Genomic DNA, 12,051 nt, shown 5'->3' with positions numbered 1-12,051 from the left:
GGTTTATTAGCACTGGGTTTGTGGGGATCCCTCAGCCCTTTAGGGCGATGCTCAGCGATGAGCATCGTAACGCAGCAAGCGAAGGACAAATTCGTCGGGAACGAATTTGTCCCGCCGAAGGCTGGCCTTCGGTGAGAGACAATATATCTCTCATTTCATCCCGGTGAGCTTACTCGAGTAAGTGATTCGGGTGACTGACAAACCTGTCAGAGAGAGGTTTGAACGCTGCTTGCAGCGCCCCCAATAGGGCGAGGTACACGTAAGTGTGCCGAGTAGCGCAGCCAACGCACATGCAACTTGAAGTATGACGGGTATAAACCGAAAAGCCCGACACTGTTGTCGGGCTTCTGGTAACCGTTTCTACGCCTCACAGGCTTGCGCTAACGCTCACTGCTGTGGCCTGTAGATATCGCGATAATGGCCTAATCGCTCGTTGAAAAAAGGCCTTTTATCCTGCGGAATTCTCCGGGATATTTCATCTGCGTCGATCTTTTTTTCCTGACTTTCCATGAAAGCAATCGTGGAGGCAGCAAAATCGGTGTACTGATCGCTGTATTCAAGAATGATTTTCTCAAAGTTAATCACATGCTCTCCCCCTCTGCTGGTTATACTGCTCTAAAATTATACAACACGTCACGATTTATGCCGGGGATGACCGCATGATTCGCACAAGAAAAATGTGAAGTGACAAGCAAAAAGCAGATGAGCGTTCCGGTCTCGGCAGTGAAGCACGGTGTTTGTTACCTCAACGAGATGTAAACCATAATCCCCTTTTTGAGCGTTTTTTCTTCATTAACACGCCCCTTATGCCCATAGTCCCTACCGCAGGTCAACGATGACGTTTCACCCTATGAGGTATTTCTATCGCAATTAATTTATTCAGGAGAAACAATCATGTTAGGCAATATCAATCTCTTCATCGCCATATTGGGCAGCATTCTTTTTCTCAGCTTCCTGACGGCGTACCTAAGCCCCAAATGGGATGACTAATGAGCACTGACTCTCCCCGATAAAAAGCCCCTCCTCTGAGTGATTCAGACTAAGGGGCTGCTTGTTTTAACCAGCAAACAGTTTAATCAGGCAATCACCCACGCCAAACAGAAACTATCTAGCCCACTCGGGTTTATTTAAAATGTGATCCTGCCAGTCCACTACCTCACTCTCACGTACAGCGATATGGCGCACGGAGATGCGCTCACGGTGCATTGCCGTCTTAGTGCCGCTGACCAGCGGATGCCACTGCGGTAAATCTTCACGTTCATGAATCAGGCGATACGCACAGGTTGCCGGTAACCAGTTAAACGTCAGCAGATTTTCGCGCGTCAGCTTGATGCAGTCCGGTTCGTACTCGAAGCGTTTTTCATAGTTACGGCACTGGCAGTTTTTAATATTCAGTTGATTGCAAGCGACGTTGGTAAAGTAGATCTCTTCTGTATCCTCATCAATCAGTTTATGCAAACAGCACTGACCGCATCCATCGCACAGCGATTCCCATTCATCGTCAGACATCTCAGACAACGTTTTTTGCTGCCAAAAAGGGCCTTCAGTCATGTTTCTTCCAATTAACTTATGTTGCGTTGTAAATAAAGACACGTAATTCTGGCAGGCGCGGCGAGGAGGTTTTACTGCCCGTCGTTCAACACGGGCAGTCGGGGCGTTAGATAATACGCGTGCTCAACGTCCGGTCATTCACCGTAATCGTCAACATATCGCCAGACAGGATCGGCCCGACCCCTTTTGGCGTACCCGTCAAAATAATATCGCCCGCGCGCAGTGTAAAGAAACGGCTCATGTAGGCAATCAGCGGCAGAATCGGCGTAATCATATCACGCGTATTGCCCTGCTGGCGCACTTCATCATTCACTTTTACACCCAATTCGGTTTGCTGCGGATCGCCAAACTCGGCAACCGGAATAAAACCGGAGATCGGGCAGGAACCGTCAAACGCTTTCGCTTTTTCCCACGGCTGACCCGCTTTTTTGAATTCGGACTGCAAATCACGCAGCGTCAAATCCAGCGCCACACCGTAACCCGCAATCGCCCGAGCGACGCGCTCTTCATTCGCCTGCTTTAACGGCGTACCAATCAGCACTGCCAGTTCCACTTCGTGGTGAACCGAGCCCAGGTTTTTAGGAATGGCAACGGGCTGGCGTAAATCACACAGTGCGGTTTCAGGTTTGATGAATAACACTGGCTCAGCCGGAGTCGCACTACCCATTTCTTTGATGTGTTCTGAGTAGTTGCTTCCGACGCAAACGACTTTATTTACCGGGAAATCAAGCAGCGCGCCCTGCCAGTCTCTGTGTTGATACATGGGTATTCTCCTGCCCTGTCTGTTGAATCATCGCTGCCTTCATGGCGCAGAACACGCCCAAAGTCAAACAGCTCTATAAGAACACGATGGTGCAAAACCATCGTTATATCATCGCAACGGGGTTACCCCAACAGATTTCAGGAGAGCAAGGCTGGCGATCGCGTGGTCTGGAGACGTCGTCATCACACATCAAAAAGGGAAACAATTAAATGATGACGGAGTAAAGCGTGGAAGATGAATATTTATCGCGCGGAATACCATGTAAATGGTCGAGATATTCCACGCCAAATTATGTTTGCGGCTTTATCTGAAAGTACGCGCTGGTATTATTTTTTTACACTTACATCGGCGTGTTTAATAAGCTCTCGACCGGAGGTGGAACTTGCAGATAAAAACCCTGTTCCTGTAGCGCAAGTTTCACTTTTTCTATATCGGCATTCGCCAATTTTTTACGACCATCCAACGATAAGACCATGGCTAACTGCGGCGTGCCAAAACTTTTCATTAATTCTTCCGGCACGCGAGAGAAATCGTCTTTTTTTTCAACATAAAGATAGGTCTGATCGCGTTTAGCACTTCGATAGATCACACAAAACATTTTTTTTACTCTATTTGATGGGAATGCCATCTTGCCTGTATATAATTGTGACTATAACATGCTTACAGCGCTCTGGAATATCATGCCTTAAATGTTACTCTAGGGATTAAAAGATGCTGAAACTGAGTCAGGATAGATGTCACAAACGCCAATAGAGTTAAAAGGCAGCAGCTTTACCTTATCGGTTGTTCATTTGTATGATTCCCAACCCGAGGTAATTTACCAGGCACTACAGGAAAAAATAGAGCAAGCGCCCGCTTTCCTGAAAAATGCCCCCGTTGTCATTAACGTTGCCGCATTAACTGCGGAGATTGACTGGATAAAATTACAGCAGGCCATTTCGTCAACCGGCCTGCATGTCGTTGGCGTCAGTGGATGCACCGACGATGCATTAAAGAAAACTATTGCACAGGCGGGGCTTCCCCTTCTGAGCGAAGGTAAAGCACAACGCCGGGTAGTCGAACCCGTCGCCGCCGTTCCTACTGCGGTGAAAACGAAAGTCATCAACACCCCCGTACGCTCCGGCCAACAGATTTATGCCCGGAACTGTGACTTGATTGTCACAAGCAGCGTCAGCGCAGGGGCTGAGGTGATTGCCGATGGCAATATTCATATTTACGGCATGATGCGCGGCCGAGCCCTCGCAGGCGTTTCTGGCGATGTTCAGAGCCAGATATTCTGTACGCATCTGGCCGCAGAACTGGTCTCTATCGCTGGCCGTTACTGGCTGAGCGATCAGATTCCTGAACCGTATTTTGGGCAGCCAGCGCGGATCAACCTGAACCAGTTGGACAATGTTTTAACGATAAAACCTCTAGACTAGAATCTCCCAAGGAAACATTTATGGCACGCATCATTGTTGTTACATCGGGTAAAGGGGGCGTTGGCAAGACCACATCAAGCGCGGCCATTGCTACCGGTTTAGCCCAGAAAGGAAAAAAGACCGTTGTCATCGATTTTGACATCGGCCTGCGTAACCTCGACCTGATCATGGGATGTGAGCGTCGCGTGGTGTATGACTTCGTGAACGTTATTCAGGGGGATGCTACGCTTAATCAGGCGCTGATCAAAGATAAGAGAACGGACAATCTCTACATTCTGCCAGCATCGCAAACGCGTGATAAAGATGCCTTAACGCATGAAGGCGTAGAGAAAGTGCTCAACGATCTGGGCAACATGGAATTCGATTTTATCGTGTGTGATTCGCCTGCTGGGATTGAAACCGGTGCGTTGATGGCGCTCTATTTTGCCGACGAAGCCATTATCACCACCAACCCAGAAGTCTCTTCCGTACGCGACTCCGACCGTATTCTGGGCATTCTGTCCTCAAAATCGCGCCGTGCTGAGCGTTCTGAAGATCCGATCAAAGAACACCTGCTGCTGACGCGCTACAACCCAGGCCGGGTGAGCCGTGGCGACATGCTAAGCATGGAAGACGTCCTTGAAATCCTCCGGATTCCGTTGGTTGGCGTGATCCCTGAAGACCAGTCTGTACTCCGCGCCTCTAACCAGGGCGAACCAGTCATTCTGGATACTGAAGCCGATGCCGGTAAAGCCTACACGGACACCGTTGAACGCCTGCTTGGCGAAGAGCGTCCTTTCCGTTTTGTTGAAGAAGAGAAGAAGGGTTTCCTTAAACGACTTTTTGGGGGATAAATTATGGCTTTACTGGACTTCTTTCTGTCCCGCAAAAAAACGACAGCCAATATTGCCAAGGAACGGCTGCAAATTATTGTCGCGGAGCGACGCCGGGGAGATAGTGAACCCCATTATCTGCCGCAATTAAAGCGGGATATTCTTGAGGTCATCTGTAAATATGTACAGATTGATCCTGAGATGGTGACTGTTCAGCTTGAACAAAAAGGAGATGATATTTCGGTACTTGAGTTGAACGTTACATTACCGGAAGCGGAAGAAACGTCTAAATGATTTTTCTGCTGTGATATCCCCTGCTTTTACGCAGGGGATATATTCCGTCGGTTTCCTCGTTAACTCCCTGGTTTATCCTTCCTCCACTCTCACCAGATATTCAACAGCTTTTACTTTCAGTGTCATCATGCTGGCAATATATTATCCTTATGTGGTTAATAACCAAGCTAATTTTTATGTGGAGTAAAAATGAGACATATACAGTTTCTACTACCCGTATTGATCTCTGTCAGTTTTACATCATGTGCTGAATATAATTACGACGATCGACAAGAGATAAAATCAACACTAACGCCTCCCCCGTCTATCTATTCAAACGGTGCCAAAAGAACGTTAGTAATCGATAAACGTATGGAGCGAGTGAGAAGTCAGGGGTGTGTAGATAACAGTACTGACTGTGGGAGACCGGTTGGCTGGTAGCCAGTAGCAAAATTTGCCAGCTACGTTCCCCGCTAACAATGGGAGACACGCCCTTTTATTTCTGATTGCGTGTTCTGCCATATTCATCTCACCCTATTTACCGTTATTCTTTATTGAGAACGTGACGGTAAATAAAGCTGCTACGACTCGTTGAGGAGATTAATAGCGCTGCACAATGTCACGCAGTCCATCGCCATATAACTGACCACGCCAGCCAGATAACATTTCCGGCGTCCCCGCATCTTGTCCACTTAATTTCCAATGCCAATTGAGCAGGCGATTAATTTGACGACGTGACGCTAATAACTCGGCGGATAATCCACTCTGTTCGCTCACGCTCTGTATCAGCGCTTTGATCTCTTTAAACACTTTTTTATAGCCTGGATAGTCGATCAAATTAATGACTGGCGACGGGCAATCCGCGTCAGCGATGCCGTCCGTCTGCGCAACACAGTCCAGCAGCGTTTTCCCGTGATAGCGAATTTCCGGGCCGCTCAGCCCCAGCGAACTCAGTTCCCCCAGTGACGTCGGCAGGCAACGAGCCACCTGCAACAGGTTCTCTTCACGTACGACAAAATTCACCGCGCTGTCTCGCTCACGCGCTTTACGCAAACGCCACTCAGCCAGACGCTGAAGGCAAGCCAGATGTCGACCACGCAGTTGCCAGGCATTGCCAAATTCGCGATAGGCCAGTGCGGGCGCCAAAATATCCTGTTTACGCTGACAAAGCAGAAGACATTCATCCAACGCGGCGTTCGTCCACCCTGCGGCTTGCGTATCCGCCACCAGTTGGACTGCCATCGGTAACAGGTAGAACACATCGGCGGCTGCGTAATCGCACTGTTTTTCACTCAGCGGGCGAGCAAGCCAGTCAGTTCTCGACTCGCTTTTATCCAGCGCCACACCCATATAATTGGCCACCAGCGCAGCGAAACCATAGGAAAGCGGCTTGCCTAAAAATGCGGCCAGAATCTGTGTATCGATGAAAGGCGTCGGCAGTGTTCCAAATGCATTGAGAAACACCTCCAGATCTTCACTACCCGCATGCAAGAATTTAGTGACCTGTTCGTTACGCAGCAACGCCTGAAACGGCGCCCAGTCGGTAATCGTTAACGGGTCGATAAGTGAAAGCTGCTCGCCGTCATACAATTGAATCAACCCTAATTGCGGGTAATACGTGCGGGTTCTGACGAACTCCGTGTCCAATGCCACCTGCGGAAAGCGTTGTGCCTGAGAGCAAACCTGTTGTAACCCGATGTCGGAAGTGATCAACTGATAATTCAAAACGTCATTCTCTTGGTTGTTTTTACTTTACGGTTCTAGGTCAAATCCGTATCGCCATAAAAAAGAACGCCGGATAAACCAGCGTGAAAACATCATATCGCGTCCTGCCGCTCTCTGGCAGTCGCTTTCATGGAAAATCGTCAGGCAGCAGCGTCTTTCTTCGCCTTCTTATCGTCGCGCAATTCGCGGCGCAGGATTTTCCCCACGTTAGACTTCGGCAAATCGTCACAGAATTCGATCTCTTTCGGCACTTTATAGCCGGTAAGATTGCGGCGACAGTGGGTAATAAGTTCCTCTTTGGTTAACGAGTTATCGCGCCGGACGACAAAGGCTTTAACTGCCTCACCGGATACCTCATTCGCCACCCCAACCACCGCCGACTCAGACACTTTGGGATGACGGCTGATGACATCTTCAATTTCCGTCGGATAAACGTTAAAGCCTGACACCAGAATCATGTCTTTCTTACGATCGATGACCCGCAGGAACCCTTCATCATCAGAGGTGACAATGTCACCCGTTGCCAGCCAGCCGTCTTTTAATACTTCATCCGTGGCGGCAAGCTGCTGCCAATACCCTAACATCACCTGCGGCCCACGCACCCATAGCTCACCGGATTCACCCGGTCCCGCATCGTTGCCATTATCGTCGATGATGCGGACATCCGTTGACGGCACGGGTAACCCGATACTGCCGCTGTAGTGCTTAAGGTCGTACGGATTTCCCGACACCAGCGGTGAACTCTCGGTCAGTCCATACCCTTCCAGCAGGTGTTTACCCGTAGTTTTCTCCCAACGTTCTGCCACCGCCTGCTGCACCGATGCGCCACCGCCGACCGATAAGCGCAGCGTGGAGAAATCCAGTTCGTGAAAGTCTTTATTGTTGAGCAGTGCGTTAAATAACGTATTGACGCCGGTGATGGCCGTAAACGGGTATTGTTTCAGTTCCTTCACGACCGTCGGGATATCACGAGGATTGGTGATCAGCAGATTCTTCCCCCCCAACTCAAGAAACAGGAGGCCGTTCACCGTAAGGGCGAAAATATGGTAGAGGGGCAACGCCGTCACCACCAGCTCATTGCCTTCTTGCAGAAGGGCGCCGTATGCTCCTTTGCACTGCTCAAGATTCGCCAGCATATTGCGGTGCGTGAGCATCGCGCCTTTAGCGACGCCCGTGGTGCCGCCGGTATATTGCAGAAATGCCAAATCAGAATTGATAATATCGGGACGGATATACTGCTGACGCCTCCCTTCCTGCAAAACACGACGAAACGATATCGCATCCGGCAGATGGTATTTAGGCACCAGCCGCTTAATGTATTTCACCACGAAGTTGACCAGCGTGCCTTTTGCCGTAGAAAGCTGGTCTCCCATGCGGGTCAGGATAACATGCTTCACCGCCGTGTTATGGACAACTTTTTCCAACGTATGCGCGAAGTTAGACACGATGACAATCGTACTTGCCCCGCTGTCTTTTAGCTGATGCTCCAGCTCACGCGGCGTATACAGCGGGTTAACGTTAACCACCACCATCCCCGCGCGCAGCACCCCAAACAGTGCAACGGGATATTGCAGTAGATTGGGCATCATCAACGCCACCCGATCGCCTTTTTGCAATTTAAGCTGGTTTTGCAGATAGGCAGCAAACGCCCGGCTCCGCTCTTCCAGCTTACGAAACGTCATCACTTCACCCATGTTGACGAATGCAGCTCGATCGGCATAACACCTCACGCTATTTTCAAACATTTCAATTAACGACGAATAGCGATCCGGATCGATTTCCGCCGGCACGTCCGCCGGATAGCGTGATAACCAAATTTTTTCCAAGACGTCACTCCCGAGATATTTTTTTAGTGGCATCGTCGTCGCCCTCAGAGGCCTGTTGTTATTAACATTATTTTAACTCAGCCTACCAGTTAACTAACAAACAATGTTAAGGTTGCGAGAACGATCACTAATTTATTCTTTATTCAAAAAAAATCAGGCAACCTGCGTCGCCTGATCTCTTCACGTCGAACGAAATAATTTTATTCAGTCACGACATTATCAATCCAAGCCGGACCAGTCCAACCACCGTCAAATCCCCATCCATAACCGTAGCCCGCACGCCATCCCCACGGACCATAACCATAGCCGCCGGGTGGCATCATCAGCCGCTGCACAACATTCCAGCGCTTGTAGCCTTGTGCGTCGATCACGACGTAGCGATAAGGTTTATCACCGATGGCACCCTGTTCGGTGCCGACAATAGGCCCGACAACGGTGACCAGTTGATCTTTAAAATCGACAGGTTCCAGAAAGCGATTCACATAGGCAATAAAACGCCCTTCTGATGGCATATCCAGCAGCGGTTTTGCGCCGCTATCCAGCGGCATGCTGGCAATTTCCAGACGGGTTTTATTTGTCTCATTGCGGATGCTGACCACTCGCCCGCCAAAGCGCGACTCCTGACCGACATAAATCTGCGGCGCATTCATGACGCGCACCAGATCGTCCTGCGGCGTGGGCGACGAGCCTTTAATGGCATCCGGTATCGTGACACAGCCGGAAAGCAGCAGTACCGTCGCCGCCACCAGACAGAGGCGTGCTTTTTTCTGATTCAGATGCAGACGTTTTATCCGCATACTTTTCATCTGTGCGCTCTTCATTGGTACAAACATGGCACAACCCCTTCTTCAGATATCTGATAGTTAGACTGCTCGGCATCGAATAAGTTGCTGTTATAGAAGTTATGCTCCACGCCATATCAGTATGCCGTTTATTCGCGACCGGGAAGTTTTTTCCAGGTCACTTCATTGCGCAGATAGCGCGGTTGTGCCTTCTCGACCCTGACCGCTTTTCCTGCCTGCCAAAGCTGACAGGCCAGTGGCAACATGTCCTGAGCCTGCGGCAGCAGCACATCGCCCTTCGTTAATACCAACGAGGCATGGCTGACCAGTTCAGGATAGGTTTCCCATCCGGTTCCTACCGTGGCCCATTCGCCTGACAGCGCAGCCGTTAAGGCTTGCACTTGTTCAGGTTTCAATACGGCTTCCTCGGATTCCCCCTGCCAGCCACCGCCAGCAGCCCGCTGATAACAGCCCCAGTACACTTCGCCCATTCGCGCATCAATAGCCGCCAGCACTTGTGTCGCCTGTGTCAGACGGAAAGCGCCTTGTGCCATTGTCGCCAGAGACGATACGCCGATCATCGGTAAATCCGCCCCCAACGCCAGCCCTTGCGCAATGCCAATACCAATCCGCACACCGGTAAAACTGCCGGGCCCCTGACCAAAAGCCAGCGCATCAAGATCGTTAAGCCTCAGGCCGCTGTCGGCCAGCACCTGCTGAACCATCGGCAGAATACGTTGGGTGTGCTCACGGGGACAAATTTCGAACAGAGAATGAATTTCACCTTCATTCCAGAGTGCGACGGAACAGGCTTCCGTTGCGGTATCAAGCGCTAGAATTCGCGTAGACATGCCAACCTCAGGCAGGATAAATAAATCTTAACAACCCGCATCATAGCACAACCCCCTATCGTGCCGCAGCCCTTCCCACCGTTGGTCAGAACAGGCGGTAACCGCCAGCGGGAGATTATGTGTTACGGGTCAGGAAATTAATCGCCTGCCCAATATCGCGGGTCCGCGGCGTCGGCGGCAGGCTGTTAAGGAACACGGCGCCATACGGACGCATCACCAATCGATTATCGCAAATCACAATGACACCGCGATCCTCAACGTCACGGATGAGACGACCCACGCCTTGCTTCAGGGTAATTACCGCATCGGGAACCTGCACATCGTCGAAAGGTTCGCCGCCGCGCAGCCGACAATCTTCTATACGTGCCTTCAGCAGCGGGTCGTCCGGTGAGGTAAACGGCAGTTTATCGATAATGACGCAGGAGAGCGTATCGCCGCGCACATCCACACCTTCCCAGAAGCTGCTGGTCGCCACCAGCAAGGCATTACCCGCCGACACAAACTGCGACAGCAGTTGCGCCTTGCCGGTCTCCCCCTGGAGCAGCACCGGTAGCGTCAGCATGGCGCGAAACTCGGCGGCCAAATCACGCATCATCTGATGCGAGGTACACAGCATAAAGCAGCGTCCCTGATTCGCTTCAATCAACGGCTGTAGCATCGTCGCCAGCCTTTTCGCCGCACCGGGACGATTGGTTTCCGGCAAATGACGAGGCACGCAGAGCAGCGCCTGATTGGCATAATCAAACGGGCTGGGCAACAGGAGCGTGTTCGCGTTATCCAACCCCAGCCTATCGGTGAAGTGGAAGAGTTGATCGTTCACAGACAGGGTCGCGGAGGTAAATACCCAGGCAGCAGGCTTGTCCTTCATCAATTCGCGAAAACGATCGGCGACGGACAGCGGCGTCAGCGCTAACACGAAATGGCGAGAATTACATTCATACCAGTAGCTATAGCCCGGTTGCTGAACTTCTTTCAGCCGCTTCAGGCGGTTGCGATAGAGCGTGGCACGCTCAAAGGCAGCATCCAATAGCGCAGAGCGGCCAAGCGACAGTTTCGCGACGTCGTAACACAGCTCCAGTGCATCATCCAGCAGCACGAGCGCGCGCTGAAGCGACGGCTGTTCGAGCACATCGCGCAGGTTACCGCGAAACCCTGGATCGCCCAGCGCCAGCCGGAAATCCTGCGTGCTTTGCGTCAGGCGATCGGCACTTTTTTGCAATTGAGAGGCGTCTCGCACTTCGGTGCGGTAAGCCACGATGATGTCTTTTGCCAGATCCATCAGTTGGCGACTGGACAACTGCTGACCGAAGTACTGACTGGCGATGTCGGGAATCTGGTGGGCTTCATCGAAAATCACGACGTCACTTTCCGGGATCAACTCAGCAAAACCGGTCTCTTTCACCACCATATCCGCCAGATAAAGATGGTGGTTAACGACCACGATATCAGCATCCATCGCTTTACGCCGCGCCTTCACCACGAAGCACTCTTTATAGTGCGGGCAGTCGCTGCCCAGGCAGTTATCGTTGGTACTCGTCACTAATGGCCAGATCGCGCTGTCTTCCGCAACGCCGGAACAGGTCGTGACGTCGCCCTCTGTCGTTTCCGACGACCAACCGCGCAGCCTGACCAGTTCGCTCAGCGTTTCGGCGGGTAAATCGCCGCCACCCAGCGACTGCTGTTCGAGCCGTTCCAGACAAAGATAGTTCGAGCGGCCTTTCAGCAGTGCGAGTTTACCTTTGTACTTCAACGCCTGTGCGATCGTCGGTAAGTCGCGACTATAGAGCTGATCCTGTAGCGCTTTCGAACCGGTCGAGATAATGACTTTTTTATCGGCACGCAAGGCTGGTGCAAGGTAGGCATAGGTTTTACCGGTTCCGGTTCCCGCTTCCACCACCAACGCCGTTTTACCGTCGATAGCCTGCATTACCGCCTGCGCCATCTTCCGCTGTGGTTCACGCGGCTTGAAGCCCGTGATCGCTTTCGCCAGCGCGCCGTCATTCGCAAAATCATCGATTACCCGATCGTTCGTCACGCCAGCTCTCTT

At 51.2% G+C, this 12,051-nt stretch carries 14 protein-coding genes; 5 read left to right on the top strand and 9 right to left on the bottom strand.

Translation table 11 applies throughout. The features are described from left to right. Positions 1–387: 387 nt before the first annotated feature. Entirely contained in the window at positions 388–585 is a 198-nt protein-coding gene (locus ACKQAD_RS14155; protein WP_409160745.1) for a DNA polymerase III subunit theta, read from the bottom strand. A gap of 309 nt (positions 586–894) precedes the next feature. On the opposite strand from ACKQAD_RS14155, the gene mgtS reads away from it, so the two are divergent. After that, positions 895–990, top strand: coding sequence for a protein MgtS (gene mgtS, locus ACKQAD_RS14150; RefSeq protein ID WP_409160744.1), 96 nt, complete (start codon positions 895–897; stop codon positions 988–990). 114 nt (positions 991–1,104) lie between these two features. Here the strand turns inward: mgtS and ycgN are convergent, their stop codons facing one another. Together ycgN and ACKQAD_RS14140 are read right to left on the bottom strand one after the other, a co-directional pair. Then, on the bottom strand, positions 1,105–1,551 hold the full coding sequence (gene ycgN, locus ACKQAD_RS14145) for a cysteine cluster protein YcgN (protein ID WP_409160743.1): 447 nt from the start codon (positions 1,549–1,551) through the stop codon (positions 1,105–1,107). 106 nt (positions 1,552–1,657) lie between these two features. Next, positions 1,658–2,314, bottom strand: coding sequence for a fumarylacetoacetate hydrolase family protein (locus ACKQAD_RS14140; protein WP_180741087.1), 657 nt, complete (start codon positions 2,312–2,314; stop codon positions 1,658–1,660). A 41-nt stretch (positions 2,315–2,355) separates the two neighbouring features. On the opposite strand from ACKQAD_RS14140, the gene ACKQAD_RS14135 reads away from it, so the two are divergent. Then, positions 2,356–2,523, top strand: coding sequence for a hypothetical protein (locus ACKQAD_RS14135; protein WP_409160742.1), 168 nt, complete (start codon positions 2,356–2,358; stop codon positions 2,521–2,523). A gap of 131 nt (positions 2,524–2,654) precedes the next feature. On the opposite strand, the gene ACKQAD_RS14130 is transcribed toward ACKQAD_RS14135, so the two are convergent. Further along, positions 2,655–2,912 (bottom strand): YcgL domain-containing protein, encoded by a 258-nt coding sequence (locus ACKQAD_RS14130; protein WP_409160748.1) that lies wholly within the window; start codon positions 2,910–2,912, stop codon positions 2,655–2,657. Positions 2,913–3,048: 136 nt separating this feature from the next. On the opposite strand from ACKQAD_RS14130, the gene minC reads away from it, so the two are divergent. Genes minC through minE form a run of 3 tightly spaced genes read left to right on the top strand, consistent with a single transcriptional unit; the run spans position 3,049 to position 4,841 of the window. Then, positions 3,049–3,735 carry a septum site-determining protein MinC gene (gene minC / locus ACKQAD_RS14125; protein WP_409160741.1) on the top strand — a complete coding sequence of 229 codons (687 nt, stop codon included), beginning with the start codon at positions 3,049–3,051 and terminating at the stop codon, positions 3,733–3,735. Positions 3,736–3,755: 20 nt separating this feature from the next. Then, complete coding sequence (minD, locus tag ACKQAD_RS14120) at positions 3,756–4,568, top strand: septum site-determining protein MinD (RefSeq protein ID WP_409160740.1); 813 nt, start codon at positions 3,756–3,758, stop codon at positions 4,566–4,568. A 3-nt stretch (positions 4,569–4,571) separates the two neighbouring features. Next, the gene (gene minE / locus ACKQAD_RS14115; protein ID WP_409160739.1) at positions 4,572–4,841 is read left to right on the top strand and encodes a cell division topological specificity factor MinE; all 270 of its coding nucleotides are present in this window, start codon (positions 4,572–4,574) and stop codon (positions 4,839–4,841) included. Positions 4,842–5,420: 579 nt separating this feature from the next. Here minE and rnd read toward each other — a convergent pair. The 5 genes from rnd to yoaA form a co-directional block, all read right to left on the bottom strand. Then, complete coding sequence (rnd, locus tag ACKQAD_RS14110) at positions 5,421–6,545, bottom strand: ribonuclease D (RefSeq protein ID WP_409160738.1); 1,125 nt, start codon at positions 6,543–6,545, stop codon at positions 5,421–5,423. A gap of 140 nt (positions 6,546–6,685) precedes the next feature. Further along, positions 6,686–8,371 (bottom strand): long-chain-fatty-acid--CoA ligase FadD, encoded by a 1,686-nt coding sequence (gene fadD, locus ACKQAD_RS14105; protein WP_409160737.1) that lies wholly within the window; start codon positions 8,369–8,371, stop codon positions 6,686–6,688. A gap of 200 nt (positions 8,372–8,571) precedes the next feature. Next, on the bottom strand, positions 8,572–9,204 hold the full coding sequence (locus ACKQAD_RS14100) for a Slp family lipoprotein (protein ID WP_409160736.1): 633 nt from the start codon (positions 9,202–9,204) through the stop codon (positions 8,572–8,574). A 98-nt stretch (positions 9,205–9,302) separates the two neighbouring features. After that, positions 9,303–10,004, bottom strand: a complete 702-nt coding sequence (tsaB, locus tag ACKQAD_RS14095) for a tRNA (adenosine(37)-N6)-threonylcarbamoyltransferase complex dimerization subunit type 1 TsaB (RefSeq protein WP_409160735.1) — start codon at positions 10,002–10,004, stop codon at positions 9,303–9,305. Positions 10,005–10,119: 115 nt separating this feature from the next. Then, complete coding sequence (gene yoaA, locus ACKQAD_RS14090; protein WP_409160734.1) at positions 10,120–12,039, bottom strand: DNA repair helicase YoaA; 1,920 nt, start codon at positions 12,037–12,039, stop codon at positions 10,120–10,122. Positions 12,040–12,051 lie beyond the last annotated feature (12 nt).

Source organism: Pectobacterium artocarpous (assembly GCF_046159765.1).
Taxonomy (GTDB): Bacteria; Pseudomonadota; Gammaproteobacteria; order Enterobacterales; family Enterobacteriaceae; genus Pectobacterium.
The sequence above is the reverse complement of the archived record's forward strand: the minus strand, read 5'-3'. Positions and strand labels throughout refer to the sequence as shown.